Source organism: Microtetraspora sp. NBRC 13810, assembly GCF_030268685.1.
GTDB lineage: Bacteria > Actinomycetota > Actinomycetes > Streptosporangiales > Streptosporangiaceae > BSRQ01.
Window position 1 is genome coordinate 325,671 of the sequence record NZ_BSRQ01000002.1, and the last position, 21,864, is coordinate 347,534.

Sequence of the window (21,864 nt, forward strand, 5' to 3'; positions counted from 1 at the left end):
CTTGTCCGCCCACTGCCAGCTCACCGGGACGACCCCGGTGTTCGGCAACAACGTCTCGCACTCCCACCGGCGGACCCGCCGCCGGTGGAGCCCCAACCTCCAGCACCGGCGTTACTGGCTGCCCTCCGAGGGCCGTTTCGTCCGGCTCCGGCTCAGCGCCCGGGCGATCAGGACCGTGGACCGGATCGGCGTGGAGGCGGCCGTGGCGCGCATCCGGGCCCGGGGGGAGAAGGTCTGATGGCCAAGAAGAGCAAGATCGCCGCCAACGAGCGGCGCAGGGCGGTCGTGGCCCGGCACGCGGAGCGCCGGGCCGAGCTGAAGGAGATCGTCAGGACCGGCGACCCGGCGGAGCGGGCGGCGGCCGTGCGGGCGCTGAGCCGCCAGCCGCGTGACGCCAGCGCCACCCGGGTGCGCAACCGGGACGCCGTGGACGGCCGCCCCCGCGGCCACCTGCGCGCGTTCGGCCTGTCCAGGGTGCGCTTCCGGGAGATGGCCCACCGGGGCGAGCTGCCCGGCGTGACCAAGTCGAGCTGGTGACCAGAAAGGAGGGCAGCACCGATGGCGGTCCCCAAAGGCAGGACCTCGCGTAGCAACACCCGAAGCCGGCGCGCCCGGTGGAAGGCGGCCCGGCCCGGCCTCGTCCCCGTCACGGTGGACGGCCGCGAGCTGCCGGTCCCCCGGCGGCTCGTCCGCGCCTACCGGCGGGGCCTCCTCACCCCGTGATCGCGCGAGGACCGGCGCCCGCCCGGCGGGCGCCGGTCCCGGCGCCGTGAATAGGGCACCCCGCAGGGTAAGGGACGGCTGTGTCCGAGAGAGGGGGAAAGGTGCGATGACCACACAGGACGAGGGACAGGGCGAGGGTGAGATCCGCGAGCGGCTGCGGGAGATCGACGAGCGGCTGGCGGTGCTGCGGGACGAGCTCGGCGAGCGCGCCTTCGACGACGTCAAGGACTCCGGGGACGCGGGAGCGGAGATCACCAGGATGGAGGAGCAGAACGCCTTGATCGAGGTGCTGGAGGCCGAGAAGCGCCGCCTGCTCCAGAGGTAGCCACCCGACTTCCGGTCATATTCCCACTTTAAAGTGTCGGAATAGTAGGTTATGGTCGGAAATCGTGAGTGGAGGTCAGTTGAGCCCGCATATCGCCGGGATCGCGCCCGCGGGCGTCTCCCTGAGCGATGTGGGGCGCGCATTCGGTGCGCACGTGGTCCTGCGGGACATCGACCTGGAGGTCGCGCCGGGCGAGGTGGTGGCCCTGCTCGGCGCCTCCGGGTGCGGCAAGTCCACCCTGCTGCGCCTGGTCGGCGGGCTGGACCACGCCACCTCGGGCTCGGTCAAGGTCGACGGGGCCGAGGTCACCGGCATCGACCCGCGATGCGCCGTCGTCTTCCAGGAGCCCCGGCTGCTGCCCTGGCGTACCCTCGCGGCCAACGTCGCCCTCGGCCTGCCCCGCGACCTGCCCCGCTCGGAGCGGGCGGCGCAGGCCAGGCACTGGCTCGGCGTCGTGGAACTGGAACGCTTCGAAGGGCACCGCCCCCGCCAGGTGTCCGGCGGCATGGCGCAGCGTACGGCTCTCGCCCGCGCCCTGGCCCGGCGGCCCGGCGTGCTGCTGCTCGACGAGCCCTTCGCCGCGCTGGACGCGCTGACCCGGCTGCGGATGCAGAACCTCGTCGAAGAGGTGCAGCGCCGGGCCGGCACGACGATCCTGCTGGTCACCCACGACGTGGACGAGGCCCTGCGACTCGCCGACCGGATCGTCCTGCTCGCCGCCGAGCCCGGCGGCGCGCCGGGCACCACGGTGGCCGCGACCGTCCACGTGCCCGGCGAGCTCGACCCGGCCGACGCCGCCCTCCTCCGCGACGACCTGCTCACCCGCCTCGGCGTGCCACAGCGCACCACCCCCGCACCGAAGGAGACCGTCGTATGACCCGCCGGATCGCACTGGCGCTCGGCCTGGCACTGCTCACCATGACGGCCGCCGGATGCGTCAGCGGGGAGGACTCCTCGGGCCGTCCCGCCTCGGCCGCCGGGCAGGGCGGCACGGAGTTGCGCCTCGACTACGCCTACTACAACCCGGAGAGCCTGGTCGTCCGGGACCAGAAGTGGCTGGAGCAGGAGCTCGCCGCCAAGGGCGTCAAGGTCACCTGGACGCTGTCCGCCGGGAGCAACAAGGCCAACGAGAACCTGCGCAGCGACGTCATCGACCTGGGCTCCACGGCCGGCGCGGCCTCGTTCCAGGCACGGGCGAACGGCACGCCGATCAAGATCGTGGACGTCTACAGCCGCCCCGAGTGGGTCGCGCTCGTCGTCCCCAAGGACTCTCCGCTGACCGACGTCAAGCAGCTCAAGGGCAAGAAGATCGCGGCCACCAAGGGCACCGACGCCTACTTCTTCCTGCTCCAGGCACTGCACGCGGCCGGGCTGAGCGGCACCGACGTCGAGGTGATCAACCTCCAGCACGCCGACGGCAAGACCGCCATGGAACGCGGCGACGTGGACGCGTGGGCCGGGCTGGACCCGATGATGGCGCAGAGCCAGCTCGACTCCGGGTCCAGGCTGCTCTACCGCAACCGCGACTTCTCCTCCTACGGCGTGCTCAACGCCAGGGAGGCGTTCATCGCCGAGCACCCCGACCTGGTGCAGGCCACGGTGAACGCCTACGAGCGGGCCAGGGAGTGGATCGGCCAGAACCCGGACCAGGCGGTCGCCCTGCTGGCCAAGGAGTCCAAGGTGTCCACCGAGGTGGCCAAGCTGGTGCTGAGCGAGCGGACCGACGTGAACATCAGCCCGGTCCCCGGCGCCGACCAGCGCGCGGTGCTGGAGCGGATCCTGCCCACGATGGTGGACGAGAAGCAGGTCAGGACCGAGCAGGACGCCACCACGGCGCTCGACGGGCTGTTCGAGCCGAAGTTCGCGCAGGAGGCGGCCGGGCGATGAGCACCGTCACCACCGCCCGCCCGGCCGCCCGTCCCGCCGCCGGGAGACCCGCCTCGCGGCGGCGGCTGATCACCGTCGCCGGCGGGCTGGTGCTGCCGGTGGCGCTGCTGGCCGCCTGGCAGGCGGCGGCGTCCACGGGCGTCTACTCCGTGGCGCAGCTCCCGCCGCCGCTGTCGGTGGCGCAGGCGCTGGGCGAACTGGTGGACGGCGGGCTGCTCTGGCAGCACATCGCGATCAGCGTGCAGCGGGTGCTCATCGGCTTCGCCGCCGGCTCCGCGCTCGGGTTCGCGCTCGGCGCGCTGGTCGGCCTGTCGGCCACGGTCCGCACACTGCTCGCGCCGAGCATCGCCGCGCTGCGCGCCGTGCCGTCGCTGGCCTGGGTGCCGCTGCTGGTGCTGTGGCTCGGCATCGGCGAAGGCCCCAAGATCACACTGGTCGCGATCGGCAGCTTCTTCCCGGTCTACACCACGCTGTCCGCCGCCCTCGCGCACACCGACCCGCACCTCGTGGAGCTCGGCAGGGCGTACGGCCTGCGCGGCGCCTCGCTGCTCGGCCGGATCATGCTGCCGGGCGTGGCGCCGTCCATCTTCTCCGGCCTGCGCCTCGGTCTGGCCCAGGGCTGGCTGTTCCTGGTCGCCGCCGAGCTCATCGCGTCGTCGATGGGACTCGGCTTCCTGCTGACCGACAGCCAGAACACCGGCAGGACGGACATCCTCCTGCTGGCGATCCTGCTGCTGGCCGCGCTCGGCAAGACCTGCGACGTGCTGCTCGGCCTGGTCGAGCGGCGTGTCCTGCGCACCCATTCCTGATGTGAGGAGTACGTCCCGATGAGTTTGACCTTCCACTGGTTCCTGCCCACCTACGGCGACAGCCGGTACATCGTGGGCGGCGGGCACGGCCTCGCCGCCGGCACCGCCTCCGGCGACCGGCCGGCGACGCTCGGATATCTCGGCCAGATCGCCCGTGCCGCCGAGGACCTGGGTTTCGTGGGGGCGTTGACCCCGGCGGGCGCGTGGTGCGAGGACGCCTGGCTGACCACGGCGATGCTGGTGGAGTCCACCGAGCGGCTGAAGTTCCTGATCGCCTTCCGGCCTGGCCTGATCAGCCCGACGCTGGCCGCCCAGATGTCGGCGACCTACCAGTGGCACTCGCGGGGCCGGCTGCTGCTCAACGTGGTCACCGGCGGCGAGCCGCACGAGCAGCGCGGCTACGGCGACTTCCTGGACAAGGCCGCCCGCTACGAGCGGACCGACGAGTTCCTGCACATCGTGCGCGGGCTGTGGGCGGGCGAGCCGGTGACCTTCGAGGGCAAGCACCTCCAGGTCGAGGGGGCCACGATCCCGCGGGTGCCGGACCCGCTGCCGCCGATCTACTTCGGCGGCTCCTCCGGCCCGGCGGGCCCGGTCGCGGCCCGGCACTCCGACGTGTACCTCACCTGGGGCGAGCCGCCCGCCGCGGTGGCCACGAAACTCGACTGGATCAACAAGCTGGCCGTCGAGCAGGGCCGTACCCTCAGGTCGGGCATCCGGCTGCACATCATCACCCGGGACACCGCCGACGAGGCGTGGGCGGTGGCCGACCGGCTGCTCCAGGGCATCGACCCGGAGACGATCCGCAAGGTGCAGGAGGGCCTGCGGCGCAGCGAGTCCGAGGGGCAGCGCCGCATGCTGGACCTGCACGGCGGCAGCACCGCGGACCTGCTCGTCGCGCCCAACCTGTGGGCGGGCGTCGGCCTGGTGCGCGGCGGCGCGGGCACCGCCCTGGTCGGCAGCCACCAGGAGGTGGCGGACCGGATCGCGGAGTACGCCGCGCTCGGGCTGTCGGAGTTCGTGCTGTCGGGCTACCCGCACCTGGAGGAGGCTTACTGGTTCGGCGAGGGCGTGCTGCCGATCCTGGAGAGCCGCGGCCTGTGGACCCACCCGACGCGCACCGGGGCGGCGGGCAAGGCGGCCGTCCCGTTCGCCGGGGTGTGAAAGTTTCCCCGGCCGCCCGGCCGGCCATGTGCTGAACGGGCAGGTCGTGGGCACGGGGAGGGAGGAGTGGGAGTCGGGTCCCGTTGCCGGTCCCGGCACGGTACGCCTAGGGTGCCCGGACACGGAGGCGACCGAGATCCCACTCCCACCGACCAGGAGTCCGCGATGCCGAAGCGTTCCGTCCCTGCTCTGATCGTCACAGTGTGCGCGACGCTGGCGGCGGTGCTGCTCGCCGTCGCCTCGCCGCCCGCCGCGGGAGCCCTCACCGGGGGCTTCGACTTCACCCGGGCCCAGGTGTCCGTGACCGGGCTCCAGGTGCCGTGGGCCATGGCGTTCCTGCCCGACGGCAGCGCCCTGGTGACCGAGCGGAACACCGCCCGCGTCATGCGGGTGCGTCCCGGTACGACCCCGACGGTCGCGGCGACCGTGCCCGGCGTCTCCGCCGCCGGGGAGAGCGGTCTGCTGGGCGTCGCCGTCTCCCCGTCGTACGCGCAGGACCAGTGGGTCTACGTCTACTTCACCACCGCCTCGGACAACCGGGTGGTCCGGTTCCGGCTGACCGCGCCGCAGACCCAGCAGGTGCTGCTGTCCGGCATCCCGCGGGCGAACTTCCACGACGGCGGCCGGATCGCCTTCGGCCCCGACGGCATGCTCTACGTCGCCACCGGCGACGCGGGCGTCACCGCCAACGCGCAGAACCTCAACACCCCGGCGGGCAAGATCCTGCGCATGCGCCCGGACGGCGGCGTCCCGCCGGGCAACCCGTTCGGCGACTCCCTCGTCTACAGCTACGGCCACCGCAACGTGCAGGGTCTCGCCTGGGACGACCAGGGACGGCTGTTCGCCACCGAGTTCGGCCAGAACACCTGGGACGAGATCAACCAGATCGTGGCGGGCGGCAACTACGGCTGGCCGACCTGCGAGGGCGTCTGCTCCGGCGGCCAGTTCCGCAATCCCGTCGTCACCTGGTCCACCGCCGAGTCCTCGCCCAGCGGCCTGGCCTACGCCAACGGCACGCTGTTCGCCGCCGCCCTGCGCGGCACCCGGCTGTGGACGGTCCCGGTCACCGCGAGCGGCGGCGCCGGCACGCCGGTCGCCGAGTTCCAGGGCGCGTACGGCCGGCTGCGCGCGGTCGCGGTCGGCCCGGACGGCTGGCTCTGGGTCGCCACCAGCAACCGCGATGGCCGGGGCAGCCCCGTGGCGGCCGACGACCGCATCATCCGCGTCCCCCCGGACGGCTCCGACCCCACTCCCACCGTGACGCCCACCGTGACGCCGACCGTGACGCCCACGGTGACCCCGACCGTGCCGGGGGCCGGGTGCACCGCGTCCTACCGGGTCGTCAACCAGTGGCCCGGCGGCTTCCAGGGCGAGTTGACGGTCCGCAACACCGGCCCGGCCACCGCCTCCTGGACGGCGGCCTTCGCCTTCCCCGGCGGCCAGACGATCAGCCAGATGTGGGGCGGCAGGCACACCCAGACCGGTGCGAGCGTGACCGTCAGGAACGAGGCGTGGAACGGCTCCCTGGCCACTGGCGGCACCACCACGGCCAGCTTCAACGCCACCTGGACCGGCACCAACGCCACCCCGTCCACGGTGACCTGCACCACGACCTGACCCGCCGCCTCCGGGGCCGGTTGCCCGGCATCTTTGCCCGGCGGATGACCGGGTAGGCGAACCGGATGCAGACGTTCCTGCCGCATCCCTCGTTCCGGGAGACGGCCGAGGTGCTGGACCCGCTGCGGCTGGGCAAGCAGCGGGTCGAGACCCTCCAGGTGCTGCGCGCGCTGACCGTCCGGGGGTACGGCTGGCGGCACCATCCCGTCGTGGCCATGTGGGCGGGCTATGAGGAGGCGCTGGTCCGGTACGGCCTGGAGATCTGCGCGACGTGGCTGGCCCTGGACCGGGTGGACACCTGCGCCGCCACGATGACCGGGGAACTCGCCGCCGCCTGCGGCGTCACGGCCGTCCGGTCACAGGCCGGGCTGGCGGACGCGGGCGAGCTTCCCCCCTGGCTCGGCGACGAAGCCTTCCACCTGAGCCACCGTTCGGCCCTGCTCCGTAAGAACCCCGCCCACTACGGCCCCTTCTTCGCCGGCGTCCCGGACGACCTCCCCTACGTCTGGCCTTCCTCCGGCCGCCCGCCCACCTGCCCGCTCACCCACTGAACCGGGGCCTGCCCGGGCATGCCGGTCGCCCCGTGAGAGGTTCCTCACGGGGCGACCGGTACGCGGTCCTGCGATGCGCCGGCGGTCACGGCTCGGGTCGTGCCGGCGGGCACCGCCTCGGCCGGGCGGAGTGCCCGGCCGCCTACTCGGACACGCGCTCCTTCACCATGTCCGCGACGGCCGCCATCATCTTGTCCTGTTTGTCGGCGATCGCCTTGACGGGCTGCTGCTCGTCCTCGCTGCGCTGGACGTCGGCCTGCTGGATGCCGGCCTGCTGGACGTCCTGGGTGCGCTCGGCGCCCTCGGTCGTCACCTGGGCGGGCTCGCCGGTGACGGCGGCGACCGTGTCGGCGGTGACGGAGCCGGTGGTTCCGATGCCGGTGACGGTGACGGCGGTCCCCGTCTTGCCGGCGCCGGCCTTGAACTCCCGCTCGGCCTGCTCCGACTCGAACTTCCGCTTGGCCTGCTCCGCCTCGAACTTCTTCTTGGCCTGGGCCATCTCGAAGTCGCTCTTGGTCTTCGCCGCTTCCAGCTCCCTCTTGGCCTGGGCCGATTCGAAGTCGCTCTTGGCCTTGCTCGCCTCGAACTCCCGCTGAGACTGGGCCAGCTCGAACTCCCGCTGGGCCGCCTCGGTCTCGAACTTCCGCTTGGCCTGCTCGGACTCGAACTTCGCGGCGGCGGCGGCTGCGGCCGCGGCCGCAGCCGCCTCGGCCTCGGCGGGCTTGGCCTTGCCGATGACCCTGATCGGTTCGGCCGGCTGGACGACGGGCGGGACCTGGGCCGGCACATTGATGGGTCCCTTCGGGATCTTGCCCAGGATGTCGGTGACCGGCTTGGTGACCGTGCCGATGATGTCGAACGGGTCGAGCAGGTCGCCGATGCTGAAGGCCTGCGCCCTCGTCAGCGGCTTGGCCGCCGCCGCGTCGTCGTCGTCCGGATCGGGCGGAGCGACCCGTTCGCATCCCACGCCGGCCGTGGCTGCGCACGGGTAGAGCGAGGAGGTCTCGGGTTCCGACGCGCTCGCGGCGGCGGCCGCCTGCGTCGCCATGGCTCCGGCGCCCAGTAGGGCGGCCGTGGTCATGGTGGTCGCGGTGAGAGTCCGCTTGAGCATGGGGGTTCACTCCCTTGCGGGTCGGGCCCCGAGGCACTGCCCCGGGCCGGTAGAGCACCGCACCGCTCCCGTGCGGGACGCCGCACGGTGCTTGATCTCTTTCCACGCTAACCAGACCGATTCGGCGTTAGTTACCCATGAGTAGCAAAGAATCCCACACGAGCGATCGAGCCACCGCCGCCGTAGCCCGCCCCGGCCGGACGCCCCGCGAACGGCCCTCGCGGGGCGGCCGGAGCCCGGTCGCGCCGGAATCCGCGCGCCCGCCCGGCGTCCCGGCGCGGACGGCCGCCTCCGGTACGGGCCCGCCCCGGCGGCCATGCGTGCGGTTTACTCCTGGGTCGAGAACCATTTCGACACCCGGCTGCTCTCGACGTAGCCGAACCCGGCCGGGATCCTGCCCGTCCTGATCACGAGCGGGCCCCTCCTGGCCTTGATCGCCTCGGAGTACATGTACTCCCCGATCACGTCCTCGCCCCGCAGTCGCACGCCTGGAAACCGCGGCCAGTCCAGCCGCTCCTCGACGAAGGCCGGGCCGTCCCCCGAGTCGAACTCCGAGCGGTACGGATAGTCGCTGAGCCGGCCGCGACAGCCGGACCAGACCCACTCTCCCTCGATCTTGCAGTACTGGCAGATCCGGTCTCCCGCGCGGCGCCACTCGCACGGCGCGGCGGCCGAGCCTGCGGCGCAGGGCGTGTTCGGGGCGGCGGACGCGGCGGTCTGCGCGACGGCGTCCGAGGTCACCAGCGTGGCCGCCGCGACGACACCGGCGGCTAGGGCTTGTCTGAGCATGGGGGTTCACTCCCCTGTTCGGTGAATCCTGCAGATCGAACCCGGGAGGTGTCCCGGGCCGTCGGGCCGCCGCGCGCCTTCGGAGGAGCGTCCTGCGGCGCTGTCTCCCACGCTAATCAGCGGGGATCACCCTTGGTTACCCGCGAGTAGCAAAGAAACCGGCCCGCGCGCTTACCCCCTGTTTCGGCGGGCCGCCGGGTGACCGCCCGCTGCCGGGCGGGAAGGCGTCCCGGTCCGCCCGTCCCGGCGGCGGCCCGTACGGTAAGGCTCCGGCAAACGCCGGGCGGCCTCCCCTACCGGTCTCCTAACCGTGGGGCTCCGGTTCGGCGGCCGGGGCCGGCGGCAGGTCGCGGTAGTGCGCCGGCGGGTGGCCGGTGACGCGCTTGAACGCGTTGCTGAACGCGCTCTCCGAGGCGTACCCCGACTCGGCGGCGACGGAGGCGACGGTGCGCCGCCCGGTCCGCAGCGCCTCGGCCGCCGACCTCATCCGCCAGTGCATGAGGTAGTCCAGCGGCGGCAGCCCCACCGCCGCCTTGAACCGCGCGGCGAAGCTGGAGCGGGACATGCCGGCCGCCGCGGCGAGGTCGGCGACCGTCCACCGGCGGGCGGCCTCCCGGTGCATCACCCGCAGCACGGCGCTGATCTGCGGATCCCGGAGCGCGCCGAGCCAGCCGGGCAGCACCCCCTCGCCGTCGAGATACGTGCGCAGCGCCTGAATGAAGATGATCTCGGTCAGCCGGGCGGTCATCACGCCCGCGCCGAACGGTTCGGTGGCGTTCTCCTCGGCGAGCATCCGCAGCATCGGGCGCAGCGCACGGGCCTGCGGGCTGCCGGCGGGCACCTTGACGATCGGCGGCAGGCTGCCCAGCAGCAGCTCGGCGGTGACCGCGTCGAAGGAGATGCTGCCGCCGATGAGCACGGTCCGGTCCGGCGCGTCCGGCACGGTGCCGTACCGCACGTCCCAGGTCGGGAAGCGGGCGTAGACCTCGTGGCCGTCGGCCGCGGGGGTGGTCTCGTCACCGGCGACCTCGTACGGCCGGCCGCCCGACAGCAGGTAGCAGTCCTGTTCCCGCAGCCACACGGGCGGCACGCCGTCGACGGCCATCCGGCAGGATCCGGACACGAGCGCGCCGACCTTGACGTGCCGGTAGGCCCCGAACCGCAGGGCCCAGCATCCGCCGGCCTCGAACCTGGAGGGCTTGGCGCCGTGGATGTTCAGCAGGGTCAGGATGTCGTTCAGCGACTCGGCGTCGTCCGGACGATCGCGCATGGATGACGGACTCTCTCTCATGGATCGCTCCCCGGTGCGGTTGTTAGCGTGCGAGCGTCACCCATAGAAAGGTACATAACGGTGCAATACGCACAACTTGGTACAACTGGGGCATTCGTCTCACGGGTCGCACTCGGAGCGATGACCTTCGGCGGGCGTGGCGTCCAGCCCTGGGACACGGTGGGCGGCCTGGACGAGAAGGAGACGGACCGGCTGGTCGGCGCCGCCCTCGACCAGGGGGTCAACCTCATCGACACCGCCGACGTCTACGGCATGGGCGAGTCGGAGGAGCTGCTGGGCCGGGTGCTCGGCGCCCGCCGGGACGACGTGGTGCTGGCCACCAAGGCGACCGCGCGGACGGGCCCCGGCCCGAACCAGGTCGGCCAGTCCCGGCTGCACCTGACCCGGTCGCTGGAGGACAGCCTGCGCCGGCTGAACACCGACCACGTCGATCTCTACCAGATCCACAACTTCGACCCGCTGACGCCGTTCGAGGAGTCCCTCGCCGCGCTCGACGACGCGGTGCGCCAGGGCAAGGTCCGCTACGTCGGCGCCTCGAACCTCGCCGCCTGGCAGCTGATGCAGGCCCTCGGCGTCTCCGAGCGGCGCGGCTTCGCCCGGTTCTGCGCGCTGCAGTCCTATTACTCGCTCGCCGGGCGGGACATCGAGCAGGAGATCCTCCCGCTGGTCCGGGACCAGCGGCTCGGCCTGCTCGTGTGGAGCCCGCTCGCCGGCGGCCTGCTGTCCGGCAAGTTCGACCGGACCGGCGTGGCGGAGAGCGACGCCCGGCGCGCCAAGGCCGACTTCCCGCCGGTGGACCGGGAGCACGTCTACGACATCATCGACGCGCTGCGGGCGGTCGCCGCCCGGCACGACACCGGCGTCGCCCGTGTCGCCCTCGCCTGGGTGCTCGCCCAGCCGGGCGTGACCAGCGTGATCGTCGGGGCCAGGCGGCCCGGCCAGCTCGACGACAACCTCACGGCCGTGGACCTGGAGCTCACGGCGCAGGACCTCGACGAGCTCGGCCGGGCGAGCGCGCGGCCGGCGACCTACCCCGGCTGGATCCAGGGCGACCACGGCCGGTTCCCCCAGGTCTCCTGAGGCGGACCGGCCGGGTTCCCGGTCATTGGCCGAGCAGGGCGAGCATCTGCGCGATCTGGGCGCTGCGGGAGACGTCGACCCGCCGGGCCAGCTCCCTGACCTGGGCGTTCCGCCCGCCGGCGGACGCGGCCCTGGCGAGCTGGACGGCGTCGTCCTGATGGGCGATCAGCATGTTGAGCAGCCCGGCCTCGAAGTCGGCGGGCGCGGAACGGGCGATCACCGCGATCTCCTCCGGCTCGACCCCGGGCATGCCGCCGTGCGCGGCGTGCTCGTCCGGTGCCGCCGTCGGCGGCTGCTTCCAGCTTTCCAGCAGGCCCGCCATGGTCGCGTTCTCGGCCTTCTGGGTGGTCGCGATGGCCTCGGTCAGATCCCTGACCTCCGGGCGGACCTCGCGCTCTCGCGCCAGCCGTACGATCTCCACGCCCTGGACGTTGTGCGGCACCATCATCTGCAGGAACATCACGTCGTCGGCGTTGAAGCCCGCGTCACCGGCCCGCACGGCGTCCACCCCGTGTGACCCGTGCGAGTCATGCGACTCATGCGACCCCTGTGTCTGCTGCGATCCGTGCGTGACCTGCGTGGGCTGCCCGCCGCAACCGGCGAGCAGCAGGACGGCGCACACGAGCGCGGGCACGCGCTTCATCGAAGGCTCCTTCTCTCCCGGACATGCGGGCCGGGCGGCCGGGGACGCCCGGCCCGGGGATCAGACGCGACGCCAGAGGGCGGGGACGTTCGGCGGCTCCCAGCCCGGGATCGCGGTGTGCGACTGGACGCACTGGTAGGTCGCGCCGCCGTAGGTGACCCGCGCGCCCGCCGCGTACGCCGTGCCCGCGGACCAGGTGCCGCCCTGCTGCGGCGGGGTCGGCGTCGGAGTGGGCGTGGGCGTGGGTGTCGGGGTGGGGGTGGGGGTCGGCGTGGGCGTCGGGGTGGGGTTGGTGGGGTTCCCGCCGCCGAAGTCCACGTCGGAGCAGGTGTAGAACGCCTCCTCGCTGCCGACGACACGCTGCCAGATCGAGTAGACGAGCTGGCGCCCGCTCCGCTGCGGCAGGTTGATCGTCCAGTTGGTGAAGGTGGTCGGATTCTGGTTGTTGAAGGTCCTGATGTGCTCCAGGTCCGACCAGCGCAGCGGCTGGGAGGGGTTCCAGCTCTGCTTGGTGATGTAGAACTCGAAGTTGCTGTTCGCGTGCGGCGCGGTGGCGTGGTAGGTGATCGTCAACGGGCCGGAGGAGACCCGCGTGGCGGGCCAGTCGGTGCGGGCGAGGTCCAGGCCGCGGTACTTCTCCCGGCCGCCCGAGCAGAGCTGGCCGTCCGGGATGATCTCCCGGTGCCGGCCGCCCGCGTCCAGCCGGGACACCTCGTGCCAGTCGTAGAGGGCCTGCGTGCCACCCGCCGCGACGGCGGCCTTGCAGGCGGCGGACTTGGGCGTCTCCGGTCCTTCGTTCTTGCACACGTAGGCCCGGCTGGGCGGGTTCGACATGGAGCCGTGCGCCCCGGCCGGCCCGGCGGGCAACAGCACGAGCGCGGATCCGAGGCTGAGGACGGCGGCGGTCCCGATGGCCGCCTTGTGTCGCAGGTGCACGAAAACTCTCCTCCTAGGGGGGTGGTCGGAGGTGGCGGGCATGACGCGCTGACGCGCGTAATAAATAGGAAACCTTACTAAGGATTAATCGACAAGACCCAGGTTCCAGGATCCGGCCCCCGGGGCACGCCGCCACGGGCACGACGGATCCGGCGGGTACGGCAGGCTCGCGAGACAGCGACTACGGCGAGCACCGCGGCAGGTACGGCGGGCCGAGTCGGGTGTGACCGATATGTCGGACAGATCGACCCGCCCGGCACCTCCGGAAGGAATTCGCGCAGCGCGGAAACCGTCCACCCCCGCCACGCCCCATATCATCCGCCCGCCCACCCCGGACGCCATTGCCGGAATTCACGGGAAAGCCACAGCCGACCCCAGGTGAACCCGTTCCACCTGCGATGACACTCCCGGACCGCCATCACGCCAGGGCGGCCGAATAACGCACGGCTGCAAGCTTCAGCATTTTGCCAAATCTCCGCTAAGCTCGTGCTCATCACTATCCTCCAATTCAAAATCCCCCACGAACCAGCGCATTCAATACACTGCACCAAATTTACCGACACATTCCCAAAAATCGGTCATACCGCCATCTGGCATGTGAGGTGATGGATGAAGCGCAACGGACGGTCCAGTGAGCACGACGCCCGGCGGGAGACCCCGCCCAGACCGGGCTCGGGCACCCGGGCGGCACATCCGCCCTGGCCCGAGGCCGGCGCGATGGACGAGTTGCGGCTGCTCGACGCCAGCCGCCGGCGGTTCCTGACCGGCGCGGTGCCGGCCGCGGGCGCGGGCCTGATCTCCACCGCGGCGCACGGCTCCGGCCTGGCCGCGCTGAACGACCAGGCGATGTTCGTCCTGCACGTGGACGAGCGGGTGCTGCGGGCCGCGCCGCTGCTCGCCGACGTCATCGCCGACATCGAGTCCTCCGGCGTGGCCGCGGTCGGCGACCGGCTCAGCGGGCGGCTGCGCTGGTCGGTGTGGAACGACCCGGAGGTGCCGCTGGCGAAGCTCACCCTCACCCTCACCGAGCCGGTCGCGTTCCAGGTGGACCTGCTGCTGGAGTGCCGGCCGTACGCGCCGTTCCTGTGGCTGGCGGCCAGGGGCGGCCATCTCGCCATCGCCACCCTGGACAGGTCCGCCGCCACCGACGTCAGGACGCTCGCCACCGACCTCAACCGCTGCCTCATCCTGGACGCCCCGCGCTCGACCGCGCTGCTGGCGCTGATCGACAAAATGGGCTGGCCGAAACCACGCCCCGTCGCCTGATCACCCCTTGCGGGCGACTCCCCCGGCGAACATGTGGTAGCCCGGGAACATCGAACGGTCGGTGTCGGGGTCCGGCCGCCAGTCCGGCAGCATCACCAGGCCGGGCTCGACCGGCTCGAAGTCCCCGAAGTACCGCAGGATCTCGTCGTGGTGGCGGAACCGGCCGGTGCCCAGCTTCTCGTTGAAGATCCGCTCGCCCGCCAGCACCTTGGCGGCGACCTCCGGGCGCTCGGCGCCGGGGTTGAAGAAGTGCGAGATGGCCAGGTGGCTGCCCGGCGCCAGGCGGTCCCGCAGCACGGCCATGATGTCGCCCGGCCGCTCGTCGTCGCGCAGGTGGTGCACGATCGCGAAGAGCAGCAGACCGACCGGCTGCCCGAAGTCGATGAAGCCCCGCACGGCCTCATGGTCGAGGACCGTCTCCGGCCGCCGGAGGTCGGCGGAGATGATCTTGGTGGTCGGGCTGTCGCCCAGCAGCGCCCGGCAGTGCACCAGGACCATCGGGTCGTTGTCCACGTAGACCACCCGCGCCCCGGGGTCGGACTCCTGGGCGACCTCGTGCACGTTGCCCAGGGTGGGCAGGCCGGATCCGATGTCGATGAACTGACGGATGCCCACCTCGCGGACCAGGTAGCGGACGACCCTGCGCAGGAACGCGCGGTTGTCCAGCCCGTTGCGCCTGCTGTCCCAGCCGGGCCCCATGTTCTTCTTGAGGAGCTCGCCCGCCGCCCGGTCGACGGCGAAGTGGTCCTTGCCGCCCAGCATGTAGTCGTAGACCCGGGCGCTGCTCGGCCTGCTGAGGTCCAGGCCGGCCGGAACATGCCTTTCACCGCCGTCTCCCCAGCTCAGGTCATGCGCTCGCGAGAACATGGGGCTCCCTCGGGGTGGTGCATCGTTCCACGATCCAACTTCTGTAGATCGTATTCAATCACTCCACACTTTGTTTACGTATCGTCCGAAAAAGTGGATGGTGAGACGCGTCACCACCGGGAGGACGGGCCTCCCGGTGGTGACGATCAGCCCAGTCCTACGGGTTGATGTTGAGCGTGAACGTCGAGGTGGTGTTCCTGATATTCACGGCGTTGTTGCTCATTTGCAAGTTGTTGAAGGTGGCTGAACCGCGGGCGGGGCCTTGACCGGGCTCGGGCATCTCGTTGACCCAGATGCCGTAGCCGGACTTGGCGTCGTAGGCGTCCCCGCTCTTGGCGGCGCCGGTGATGGAGACGTTGGTGAAGACCGTGTCCGTCACCGGGAACTGCGGCTGGCCTCCCACGTAGTTGGTCTGGAACATGATGCCGCTGTAGGTCGGCTCCACGATGTCCACATCGCTGACCCGGATCCCCTGGAAGACCTTCGAGGCGGAGAACACCCAGATGCCGGGGAAGGTCTGCGCGCCCCAGAAGTGGCCGCCGGCCCGGACGATCGAGATGTTCTCGAACCTGGTCGGCGGGCTCGCGCCGAAGCCGTTCATCGGGTAGCCGAAGTCCAGCGAGCTGATCGTGATGCCCGAGTAGACCAGCGTGTCCGCGATGTAGATGTTCCGGAACACGTTGTCGTACCCGCCGTACACCGCGACGCCGGCGGCACGCCAGGTCAGGGTGGACGTCAGGTTCTCGTAGACGTTGCCGGTGATGTCGGAGCCGCCCGCGTCGATGGCCGAGAACAGCGCGAAGCTGTCGTCACCGGTGCCGCGCGCCTCGTTGTTGGTGACGTGGTTGTCCGTGCTGCCGTTCGTCATGTTGATGGCGTCGGCGAACGTGTTGCGGATCCGGGAGTTCTTGATCGTCACACGGTCGGTGTTCAGGCCCCAGTAGAGGCAGACCATGTGCTCGGCCCAGACGTTGTCGATGGTGATGTCGGAGATGTTGCCGAAGTCGAAGACCTTGCCGGGGCCGTCGATCCGTGAGGTGTAGTTGCCCCAGTAGGAGAAGTTCGTGAACGAGGAGCCCCGCGCGGAGCCCTCGGCACGGAAGCCGACGTCGGTGTTGTCCTGGGTGGCCGGTGCGAAGAACCTGCTGTACCAGGGGCCCGCGCCGACGACCTGCACGGGCTTGCCGTACACCTGGAACTTGCTCGACGTCTGGTAGTCGCCGGGCGGCAGGTAGACGCCGACCAGGTTGCCGGTGGTGTCCATGCGGACCCGGTCCAGCGCGTTCTGCACGTCCTGGTGGGTGAGACCGGTGGGCACGGTGTACTTCACCGGGTCCGGGTTCGCGATCGGCGAGACCTGCTCCAGGTTGATGAAGTCGATCGCGTAGGTGGTGGAGTTCGCCGGGTCCTTCTGCAGCCTGATCTTGCTGCCCGCGGGGACCGTCGTGCCCAGCATGATGTTGGCCTCGTCGTAGATGTGCCGGGGACCGCCGGCGCCGGGCGAGTTGCCGGGACTCGCCTCGTTGCCGTAGAGCCAGGCGTATCTGGAGGTCAGCGGGATCGGCTTGAGGAAGGTGCCGTTGACGTAGATGTTGAGGCTGGAGTTGATGCCGCCGCCGCCGGCCGCGTCCGGGATGGAGAACCGGGTGACGAGGGTGTTGGTGCTGGCCTTGGTGGTGAACTCGACGTAGCTGCCGTTGGAGTTCAGGGTCACCGCCTTGCGGCCGGACGCCTCGCCGGCGATGTCGCCGACCGTCCGGTTCGGCCCGACGACGGCCGCGCCGCCGCCGATCACGCCGTCCTCGGCCTCGTACATGTCATACGGCATGTTCGCGCCGCGGCCGACGAAGAACGGCTGCTGGGTGGAGTTGTTCGCGCGCTTCACCGGAAGCTCGTTCGCGTCGTCGGCGAGCACGACGCGCACGGTGTACTTGCCGTTGGCGGCGGTCCACGAGCCCAGGTTGACCGGGTTCGCGGTGGCGCCGGGGGCGATCGTGCCGGTGTGCGAGCCGGTCAGGGTGCGCACGACCGCGCCGGTGGTGGCGTTGAGCAGGGTGAGCGTGATGCCGTGGGCGCCGCTCGCGGAGGCCACGTTGCCCTGGTTCTTGATCGCGACGGAGAAGGTCACGTTGTTGCCGTTGGCCGGGTTGTTCGGCGACCAGGAGACCGGCGAGGCGATCAGGTCGGAGCTGTCCACCGGACGCACGACCAGCGAGGTCGGGTTGGTGTAGGCGTTGTTCGTGTCGTTCTGCTCGATGACGGTGTTGTTCTCGTCGACCTTGGCGCTGAGCGGGTAGGTCGCCGCGTCGCGGGTGCCCGCGTTGACCGTCACGGTCGCCGTGCCGCCGGCCGCGAGGGCGGCCACCGGGGCGGTGCCGGCCAGCGCGGTGCCGAGGTAGAAGTTGACGTTCGTCGCGCCGGAGCCGGCGCTGCCGATGTTCCGCACGGTGGCGGAGAGGGTCACGGAGTCGGTCTCGGTGGGGGACGCCGGGGTGAACGACATGGCGCTGACGGTCAGGTCGGGGTTCGGCGCGGGGACGCCGATGACCTGGAACTCCGCGACCTGCCCCGCGGGCGCCCCGGTGTTGCCGGTGATCCGGAGCTGCACGTCGGCGACCGTGGCGCTGAGGGGGATCGTCACGGTGTTGCCGGTGGCGGGGTTGAAGGTGTAGTTCGCCGCCGCGACCAGGTTGGTGAACCCGGTGGCGCTCTGCTCGCGGCCGACCACCTGGATGTTCTGGGTGCGGGTGCCCCAGGCGGAGGACGGGTTCAGCCTCAGCACGACCTGGTTGACGACGGCGTTCGCGCCCAGGGCGACGGTCAGCGTGTTCGGGTAGCTGCCGCCGGCGCCCTCCCAGTACGTGTTGACGTCGTTGTCGTTGGCGTTGGTGGCCACGAAGGTGTGCACGGTGCCGTTCGCGGTGATCGGCTTGCCGACGGCCAGGTTGGATCCGCCGCCGCCGGTGCCGTTGCGGGTCACGGTGTTGCTGTTGCCGGACTCGTTGCCCGCCGCGTCCTTCGCCCGCACGTGATACGACACGGTGGCGGTCGCCGGCTGCTCGTCGGTGTACGTCAGGACATTTCCGCCAACACTGCCCCTTAGGACGTTATTTGCGTAAATGTCGTAGCCGGTCACGCCCACGTTGTCGGAGGACGCACTCCAGGTCAGCCTGATCTGGCCGGTCGCCGGCTGGGTGTAGGCGAGGTTGCCCGGCGCGGTCGGCGCCTGCGGATCGACGGTCGGCTGGCCGTTGCGGGTCACGGTGTTGCTGTTGCCCGACTGGTTGCCCGCCGCGTCCTTCGCCCGCACGTAGTACGACACGGTGGTGATCGCCGACTGGGTGTCCGTGTAGGTGGTCACGTTGCCGGCCACGCTCGCGCGCAGCACGTTGTTCGCGTAGATGTCGTAGCCGGTCACGCCCACGTTGTCGGTGGAGGCGTTCCAGGTCAGCCTGATCTGGCCGGTCGCCGGCTGGGTGTAGGCGAGGCTGCCCGGCGCGGTCGGCGCCTGCGTGTCACCGGTGGACGGGCCGTAGAGCTCGAACTCCGAGACCTGCCCGGCGGGCCACTGGGTGTTGGCCGTGATGTTCAGCCGGATGTAGCGCGCCGTGGTCGTGTTGAAGTTGATGGTCACCGTGTTGCCGGTGGCGGGGTTGAAGGCGTACCCGGCCGAGGCGACGACGGTGGAGAAGGTCGAGCCGTTCGCGCTGCCCTGGACCGTCAGCGTCTGTGTCCTCGACTCCCAGCCCGTCGGCAGCTTGAGCACGATCCTGTTCACCCCGACCGAGGAGCCGAGGTCGGCCTGGATCCACTGTGGGAAGGCGTTGTTGGTGCTCTCCCAGTAGGTGGCCTGGTTGCCGTCGTTGGCGTTGCCCGCCCCGTAGGGTGCGACCGTGCCGCTCGCGCTGAGGGTCTTGCCCAGGGCGAGGTTCATGGTCGAGTTGGCGGCGCCGTACACCTCCAGCTCGGCGACCTGGCCGGCGGTCCAGCCGGTGTTGGCCGTGACGTTCAGCCGGACGTACCTGGTGTTGGTGGCCGGGAAGTTGATCGTCACCGTGTTGTTCGAGCCCGGGCCGAACACGTATCCGGCGGAGTTCACGATGGTCGTGAAGCTCGTCCCGTCGGCGCTGCCCTGCACCGCGAAGGTCTGCGTCCGTGTCTCCCACTCCGCCGGGAGCTTCACCACGACCTGGTCGATGCCGGTGCTCGCACCGAGGTCGACCTGCGCCGACTGCGGGAAGCTGCCGGTCCCTTCCCAGTAGGTCGCCTGGTTCCCGTCGTTGAGGCTGCCCGCGCCGTGGCCGCCGCTGGAACTGCTGGCTCCGGCCGTCTTGCCGGTCGCGAGGTTGGGGCCGCCCGCCGCCGAGGCGGACGTGACCGGCCCCATGACGACGAGCATGCTGCTCGCGAGCACCGCCGCGAGCAGTCGTAACAGAGGGTGCTTCTTTCGCATCTGTTTCTCAATCTCTCCGTTGGAACGAGAGGTACCGCTGCGGCCGCCACGGCCGCGCCCCTGCCAGGCGAGCTCGCCATGGTCGCCGGGGGCTACGTAGGGACGTTGAGCGCTGGGACCACGGCCGCCTGGGGGGGCGACCGGCCATGGAATGCCGGAGCCGACATCTCTGGGCCTCTCCGTTGGGGGGTGGAGCGGGCACGCGGCGGCCCAGCCCCGAAAGTTGCGGAGATTGCGAGACGATTGAACAGATATTTGCAAGTTTCTTGCAGTGCGTTGGCCAAATGTTACATACGTGCTACGACCTCGTCAACGGGGTGAAAAGGGTGACTTGTCAGAGCTGAGAGTTGACGGTCGCTCTCCTTCGCTTCTATGGTTCACTAGTGGAATAAGGAACCATCGAAGTGGGTGTCATGTTCGACGACCGAAGCCCCATCTACCGGCAGATCGCCGACCGCATCAAAGCCGATGTGCTGAGCGGGGCACTGCAGGGCGACGAGCAGGTGATGTCGACCAACCAGTACGCCGCCTTCTATCGGATCAACCCGGCCACCGCCGCCAAGGCCTTCCAGCACCTGGTCGACGAGGGAGTCCTTTACAAGAAGAGAGGCATCGGCATGTTCGTCTCCCCCGCCGCGCGCGACGACCTGAGCGCCCGGCGCCGTCAGAGCTTCTACGCCGAGGTGGTCGATCCGATGGTCGCCGAGGCCAGGGCGATCGGCATTCCGCTCGACGGTGTCATCGCGAGGATCAGGGAACTGGAGGAGGACAGGTGAAGATCGAGGTCAGCGGCTTACGCCTGGATTACGGAGACGTCACCGCACTGCGGGATCTGACGTTCACCCTCGACGCAGGCAAGATCTACGGGCTGCTCGGCCGCAACGGATCGGGCAAGACGAGCCTGCTGTCGGTGCTCGCCGCCTTCCGCAGGCAGACCGCGGGCACCGTGCTCGTCGGCGGCCGGCCGGTGTTCGAGAACAGCAAGGTGACGCCGGACATCTGCCTGATCCGGGACACCGGCGAGACCGTGGACATCGGCACCGCGAACGACGCCCTGTACTTCGCCGAGTGGCTGCGCCCCCGGTGGGACGCCGCCTACGCGGAATCGCTCATGGACAGGTTCCGGCTGACCCGCAAGATGAAGGTCGGCTCCATGTCCAAGGGCCAGCGCTCGGCGCTCGGCGTGGTGGTGGGGCTGGCCTCCCGGGCGCCGATCACCATGTTCGACGAGTCCTACCTGGGCATGGACGCCCCCTCCAGGCACGCCTTCTACGACGAGCTGCTCACCGACTACATGGCCAACCCGCGCACGATCATCCTGTCCACCCATCTCATCGAGGAGGCCGGCGCGCTCTTCGAAGAGGTGGTGATCATCGACAGGGGACGGCTCGTCCTGCACGAGGACAGCGAGCGGCTGCTCGCCCGCGGCACCGCCGTGACCGGCCCCGCCGCACAGGTCGACGCCTTCACCGCCGGGCTCACCACACTCGGCGAGAAACGGCTCGGCGGCACCAAGTCCACGATGATCTACGGCGAGCTCGACGACGCGCAGCGCAGGAAGGCCCGCGAGGCCGGGCTGGAGCTCGGGCCGAGCGCCATGCAGGACCTGTTCATCCGTCTCACCGAACCCGAGGGAGAGCCGTCGTGAGGTTCCCGAGCCGCCTGCTCGCGGCGAACCTGTTCTTCATGGCGCTGGTATGGGGCGTCTTCTACGTCGTCGTCACGCTGATCACGGTGGCCATCGCCGTCTTCGGCACGCTCCGCTTCAGCGCCTGGGAGAGCGCCATCCAGGTGTCCCGCTGGTTCCTGCTGTTCGTGGGCGTCGCGCTGATCAAGGAGTTCATGCCGCTCTACATCGCGCACGGGCAGACCCGCAGACAGTTCGGCTGGCACGCGGCCGTCACCACCTGCCTGTACGCCCCGGCCGCCGCGGCGCTGCTCACCCTCGGCTACCTCCTCGAAGCCGGGCTGTACGGCCTCGCCGGCTGGTCCCAGGCGCTTCAGGAGCCGCACCTGTACGACGCGCCGACCCAGGTGCCGCTGGTGTTCGTCACCTTCCTGATCGAGAGTCTCGTCTGGATCACCGGCGGCGCCTTCATGATGGCCGGGTTCTACCGCTGGCGGGGCGGCGGCCTGCTCACCGTGCCCGTCGGCATCGCGCTCATCGTCCTGGCCGAGAGCAGCGTCGGCGCCCAGCTCTACCTGCCCCTCCTGAACCGGGTGCCGCAGCCCGACATCACCGCCGGCACTCTCACGGCGGTGGCCATCGGGCTCGCCTGCTTCCTGGTCGGCCTCGCCCTCACCTGGCCGATCATCCGCGACGTCCCGCTGCGCAACAAGCCCTCCTGAGCC

At 70.8% G+C, this 21,864-nt stretch carries 22 protein-coding genes; 15 read left to right on the forward strand and 7 right to left on the reverse strand.

The annotated features are described in order from the left end of the window. Position 1 precedes the first annotated feature (1 nt). The 10 genes from rpmB to QSK26_RS05235 all read left to right on the forward strand — a co-directional run bounded on the left by rpmB (position 2) and on the right by QSK26_RS05235 (position 7,076). Complete coding sequence (gene rpmB / locus QSK26_RS05190) at positions 2-238, forward strand: 50S ribosomal protein L28 (RefSeq protein ID WP_285773807.1); 237 nt, start codon at positions 2-4, stop codon at positions 236-238. Beyond that, a complete protein-coding gene (gene rpsN / locus QSK26_RS05195) occupies positions 238-537 on the forward strand; it encodes a 30S ribosomal protein S14 (protein ID WP_285773808.1) in 300 nt (99 codons plus the stop codon). Before rpmB ends, rpsN begins: the two co-directional genes overlap by 1 nt. A 21-nt stretch (positions 538-558) precedes the next feature. Next, entirely contained in the window at positions 559-723 is a 165-nt protein-coding gene (gene rpmF, locus QSK26_RS05200; protein WP_285773809.1) for a 50S ribosomal protein L32, read from the forward strand. A gap of 106 nt (positions 724-829) precedes the next feature. Beyond that, a complete protein-coding gene (locus tag QSK26_RS05205) occupies positions 830-1,048 on the forward strand; it encodes a hypothetical protein (RefSeq protein ID WP_285773810.1) in 219 nt (72 codons plus the stop codon). Between the two features lie 79 nt (positions 1,049-1,127). Further along, on the forward strand, positions 1,128-1,925 hold the full coding sequence (locus QSK26_RS05210) for an ABC transporter ATP-binding protein (protein WP_285773811.1): 798 nt from the start codon (positions 1,128-1,130) through the stop codon (positions 1,923-1,925). Next, entirely contained in the window at positions 1,922-2,935 is a 1,014-nt protein-coding gene (locus QSK26_RS05215; protein WP_285773812.1) for an aliphatic sulfonate ABC transporter substrate-binding protein, read from the forward strand. Before QSK26_RS05210 ends, QSK26_RS05215 begins: the two co-directional genes overlap by 4 nt. Further along, entirely contained in the window at positions 2,932-3,744 is an 813-nt protein-coding gene (locus QSK26_RS05220) for an ABC transporter permease (RefSeq protein WP_285773813.1), read from the forward strand. Before QSK26_RS05215 ends, QSK26_RS05220 begins: the two co-directional genes overlap by 4 nt. Positions 3,745-3,762: 18 nt before the next feature. After that, complete coding sequence (locus QSK26_RS05225; RefSeq protein ID WP_285773814.1) at positions 3,763-4,908, forward strand: LLM class flavin-dependent oxidoreductase; 1,146 nt, start codon at positions 3,763-3,765, stop codon at positions 4,906-4,908. Between the two features lie 165 nt (positions 4,909-5,073). Then, the gene (locus QSK26_RS05230; protein ID WP_285773815.1) at positions 5,074-6,525 is read left to right on the forward strand and encodes a PQQ-dependent sugar dehydrogenase; all 1,452 of its coding nucleotides are present in this window, start codon (positions 5,074-5,076) and stop codon (positions 6,523-6,525) included. A 65-nt stretch (positions 6,526-6,590) separates the two neighbouring features. After that, positions 6,591-7,076: an MSMEG_6728 family protein gene (locus QSK26_RS05235; RefSeq protein WP_285773816.1), complete on the forward strand. Its 486-nt coding sequence runs from the start codon at positions 6,591-6,593 to the stop codon at positions 7,074-7,076. Between the two features lie 142 nt (positions 7,077-7,218). Here the strand turns inward: QSK26_RS05235 and QSK26_RS05240 are convergent, their stop codons facing one another. From QSK26_RS05240 to QSK26_RS05250, 3 genes are all read right to left on the reverse strand, one after another. After that, positions 7,219-8,187, reverse strand: coding sequence for a hypothetical protein (locus tag QSK26_RS05240; RefSeq protein ID WP_285773817.1), 969 nt, complete (start codon positions 8,185-8,187; stop codon positions 7,219-7,221). Positions 8,188-8,514: 327 nt separating this feature from the next. Next, a complete protein-coding gene (locus tag QSK26_RS05245; RefSeq protein WP_285773818.1) occupies positions 8,515-8,976 on the reverse strand; it encodes a hypothetical protein in 462 nt (153 codons plus the stop codon). Between the two features lie 304 nt (positions 8,977-9,280). After that, positions 9,281-10,246 carry an AraC family transcriptional regulator gene (locus QSK26_RS05250; protein WP_285773819.1) on the reverse strand — a complete coding sequence of 322 codons (966 nt, stop codon included), beginning with the start codon at positions 10,244-10,246 and terminating at the stop codon, positions 9,281-9,283. 81 nt (positions 10,247-10,327) lie between these two features. Here QSK26_RS05250 and QSK26_RS05255 point away from each other — a divergent pair, with 81 nt between their 5' ends. After that, a complete protein-coding gene (locus QSK26_RS05255) occupies positions 10,328-11,347 on the forward strand; it encodes an aldo/keto reductase (RefSeq protein ID WP_285773820.1) in 1,020 nt (339 codons plus the stop codon). 22 nt (positions 11,348-11,369) lie between these two features. On the opposite strand, the gene QSK26_RS05260 is transcribed toward QSK26_RS05255, so the two are convergent. Together QSK26_RS05260 and QSK26_RS05265 are read right to left on the reverse strand one after the other, a co-directional pair. Beyond that, positions 11,370-11,990 carry a DUF305 domain-containing protein gene (locus tag QSK26_RS05260; RefSeq protein ID WP_285773821.1) on the reverse strand — a complete coding sequence of 207 codons (621 nt, stop codon included), beginning with the start codon at positions 11,988-11,990 and terminating at the stop codon, positions 11,370-11,372. 60 nt (positions 11,991-12,050) lie between these two features. Further along, a complete protein-coding gene (locus tag QSK26_RS05265) occupies positions 12,051-12,926 on the reverse strand; it encodes a lytic polysaccharide monooxygenase (RefSeq protein WP_285773822.1) in 876 nt (291 codons plus the stop codon). Between the two features lie 609 nt (positions 12,927-13,535). On the opposite strand from QSK26_RS05265, the gene QSK26_RS05270 reads away from it, so the two are divergent. Next, positions 13,536-14,192, forward strand: coding sequence for a hypothetical protein (locus QSK26_RS05270; RefSeq protein WP_285773823.1), 657 nt, complete (start codon positions 13,536-13,538; stop codon positions 14,190-14,192). Here the strand turns inward: QSK26_RS05270 and QSK26_RS05275 are convergent, their stop codons facing one another. Next, positions 14,193-15,059: an SAM-dependent methyltransferase gene (locus tag QSK26_RS05275; RefSeq protein WP_285773824.1), complete on the reverse strand. Its 867-nt coding sequence runs from the start codon at positions 15,057-15,059 to the stop codon at positions 14,193-14,195. A gap of 157 nt (positions 15,060-15,216) precedes the next feature. Further along, positions 15,217-19,512 carry a discoidin domain-containing protein gene (locus QSK26_RS05280; RefSeq protein ID WP_285773825.1) on the reverse strand — a complete coding sequence of 1,432 codons (4,296 nt, stop codon included), beginning with the start codon at positions 19,510-19,512 and terminating at the stop codon, positions 15,217-15,219. A 413-nt stretch (positions 19,513-19,925) separates the two neighbouring features. Between QSK26_RS05280 and QSK26_RS05285 the strand changes: the two genes are divergently transcribed. From QSK26_RS05285 to QSK26_RS05295, 3 genes are read left to right on the forward strand one after another with little or no spacing between them, the layout of a single operon-like run. Further along, positions 19,926-20,288 (forward strand): GntR family transcriptional regulator, encoded by a 363-nt coding sequence (locus tag QSK26_RS05285; RefSeq protein WP_285773826.1) that lies wholly within the window; start codon positions 19,926-19,928, stop codon positions 20,286-20,288. Then, positions 20,285-21,160 carry an ATP-binding cassette domain-containing protein gene (locus tag QSK26_RS05290; protein WP_285773827.1) on the forward strand — a complete coding sequence of 292 codons (876 nt, stop codon included), beginning with the start codon at positions 20,285-20,287 and terminating at the stop codon, positions 21,158-21,160. Before QSK26_RS05285 ends, QSK26_RS05290 begins: the two co-directional genes overlap by 4 nt. Further along, positions 21,157-21,861 (forward strand): hypothetical protein, encoded by a 705-nt coding sequence (locus tag QSK26_RS05295; protein WP_285773828.1) that lies wholly within the window; start codon positions 21,157-21,159, stop codon positions 21,859-21,861. The genes QSK26_RS05290 and QSK26_RS05295 overlap by 4 nt, the downstream gene beginning before the upstream one ends. Positions 21,862-21,864 lie beyond the last annotated feature (3 nt).